This window comes from Mycobacterium sp. 1274761.0 (assembly GCF_001668615.1).
In the GTDB taxonomy this organism is placed as follows: Bacteria; Actinomycetota; Actinomycetes; order Mycobacteriales; family Mycobacteriaceae; genus Mycobacterium.
Map to the genome: position 1 here is coordinate 1 of NZ_LZMC01000052.1, position 2,487 is coordinate 2,487.

Consider the following 2,487-nt stretch of genomic DNA (forward strand, 5'->3'; position numbering starts at 1 on the left):
CGGCGGCGCGGTTGAGGTCGTAGTTGCGCTCCGCTTCCTCGGCGTCGCGTCGAAGCTGCTCCAGTTGCTCGCGCAGTTCCTGGACGCGCTTGATCGCCTGCCGCTCGGCGTCCCACTGCGCGTGCATGGAGTCGGCCTCCGCGCGCAGATCGGCCAGCTCTTTCCGGAGCTCTTGCAGCCGAGTCTCGCTGGCCGGGTCGGTCTCTTTCGACAGCGCCGCCTCCTCGATCTCCAGGCGGGTGACGCGGCGGGTGATCTCATCGAGTTCCGCCGGCATGGAGTCGATCTCGGTACGCAGCCGGGCGCATGCCTCGTCGACGAGGTCGATCGCTTTGTCGGGAAGGAACCTGTCGGTGATGTAGCGGTGCGACAGCGTGGCGGCGGCCACCAGAGCAACGTCCTGGATCTTCACGCCGTGGAAGACCTCGAGGCGCTCGCGTAGTCCACGCAAGATCGAGATGGTGTCCTCGACATCGGGTTCATCGACCAAGACGGTTTGAAAGCGACGCTCCAAGGCGGCGTCGTTTTCGATGTGCTTGCGGTACTCGTCGAGCGTGGTTGCGCCGATCATGTGCAACTCACCGCGCGCGAGCATGGGCTTGAGCATGTTTCCCGCGTCCAGAGAGCCCTCTACCGCTCCCGCGCCCACCACGGTGTGCAACTCGTCGACGAACAACAGGATGCGGCCGTCGGCCGCCTTCACCTCGGAGAGCACCGCCTGCAGCCGTTCCTCGAACTCGCCGCGGTACTTTGCGCCTGCCACCAACGAGCCCATGTCAAGCGAGAAGATGGTCTTGTCCCGCAAACCTTCCGGCACGTCGCCACGCACGATTCGCTGCGCCAGGCCCTCCACGATCGCTGTCTTGCCTACACCGGGGTCGCCGATCAGCACCGGATTGTTCTTGGTTTTGCGGCTCAGGATCTGAATCACCCTGCGGATCTCGGCATCCCGTCCGATCACCGGGTCGAGCTTGCCGGATTGCGCCTCGGCGACCAGATCACGGCCGTACTTCTCCAGGGCTTCGTAGGAGCCCTCCGGCGTCGCGGACGTCACCCGTTGGTTACCGCGTACTTTGGTCAGCGCCGAGAGGAATGAGTCACGAGTCACGTTGTGGCTCGCCAGTATTCGACCCGCCGCCGTCGACGTACCCTCCTCGGCGAGTGCCATCACAAGGTGCTCGACCGAGACGTATTCATCCTTGAGCCGCTTGGCTTCCCGCTCGGCGGCCTCGAGCACCTTCGCCAGACGCCGGGTGACCGACACCTGGCCCGGCGTTGCGCCTGGACCACTGACCTTGGGCCTGCGCTCCAGTTCGCGTTGCAGATCCGCGCGGATACCTGCGACGTCGACGTCGGCGGCGGCAAGCAGACGCGGAACCAAACCTTCTGGCTGGTCGATCAAGGCGGCCAGCAGGTGCTCGCCGTCCACTTCGGTGTGACCCAGCCGGGTCGCGATGCTCTGCGCCTCCTGCAGCGCCTCCTGCGACTTCTGCGTCAGACTGTTGACGTCCACAATAAGGTCCTTTCTCGGCGTGCCGCCGATTCGAGTCGCTCGATGCGGTCGAGTAGGTCGAGTACCAGTCCGATCGCCGCGTAGTTGAGGCCTAAACCGGTTCGCAGGCGTTGGATTCGGGCGGCGACGGCCACCGCGGACGGGTCGAAGCACGGCTCCTTATCGGAATCCGGTCTGCACGGCAGCAGACCGAGCGCGACCAGACGACGAACCATGTCCGGATGCAGCCCTGATCGACGCGCCATCTGGTCAAGCGACAACACCGGACGCCGCACCAAAACGTAACGTGGCGTCGTCATCGTGACCTCCTCGGATCGAACGTGGACTGCGCAGCCAACTGCTCGAACAACTCGCGTTCCGTTTCAGTGGGTTTGCGTGGGACCACGATCTTGATCTCGGCGAACAGGTCACCCGGCTGGCCCCTGGGATTGGGCATCCCCTCTCCGCGGAGGCGCAGTCGTCTGCCGGTGGAGGAGCCGGAAGGCACCTTCACTTTCGCCTCACCGCCCGGCGTGCGCACCGCAACCGTGGCGCCGAGCACCGCCTCCCACGGCGACACCGGTAGCTCAGCAATGACATCGCGACCCTCGAGCCGGAAGCGCTTGTCCGGCTTGATCCGAACGATCAGGTATAGGTCCCCCGGCGGTCCGTCACCGCGTCCCCGGCCCCCCTCGCCCGCCAGACGGATGCGTTGTCCGTCGACAACGCCGGCCGGAATGTTGACGGTGTAATTGCGTTCGCCGAGCGAGATCTGCCGCTTCCCGCCGCGATAGGCCTCCTCGACCGTCAGCTCGAGCTGGGCCTCCTGGTCGGCACCCGGGGCCGGCCCGAACCCCCCACCGCCGCTGAACATGTCGCCGAAGAGGTCTTCGATGTTGATACCCGCTCCGCCGCCGAAACCTCCCGTGCTTCGACCCGTCCGCGGTGGCCGTCGCCGCCCGAATCCAACGCCTGCGAACCGGTTTAGGCCTCAA

At 65.7% G+C, this 2,487-nt stretch carries 2 protein-coding genes and 1 pseudogene; all 3 read right to left on the bottom strand.

Annotated features, from left to right (window positions below; all coding sequences use genetic code 11):
- Positions 1–1,513 (bottom strand): ATP-dependent Clp protease ATP-binding subunit (locus tag A5651_RS08490; protein WP_156662739.1); only part of this gene is annotated, 1,513 nt, incomplete at its 3' end.
- Positions 1,495–1,812, bottom strand: a complete 318-nt coding sequence (locus tag A5651_RS08495) for a chaperone modulator CbpM (RefSeq protein WP_066978204.1) — start codon at positions 1,810–1,812, stop codon at positions 1,495–1,497. The genes A5651_RS08490 and A5651_RS08495, both read right to left, overlap by 19 nt.
- A pseudogene (locus A5651_RS08500) lies at positions 1,809–2,471 on the bottom strand (J domain-containing protein); the annotation flags it as partial. The gene A5651_RS08495 and the pseudogene A5651_RS08500, both read right to left, overlap by 4 nt.
- Positions 2,472–2,487 lie beyond the last annotated feature (16 nt).

Bases quoted from the DNA above. Each gene is read 5' to 3' on its own strand.
- A5651_RS08495 (WP_066978204.1), bottom strand. From the start codon at position 1,812: ATGACGACGCCACGTTACGTTTTGGTGCGGCGTCCGGTGTTGTCGCTT.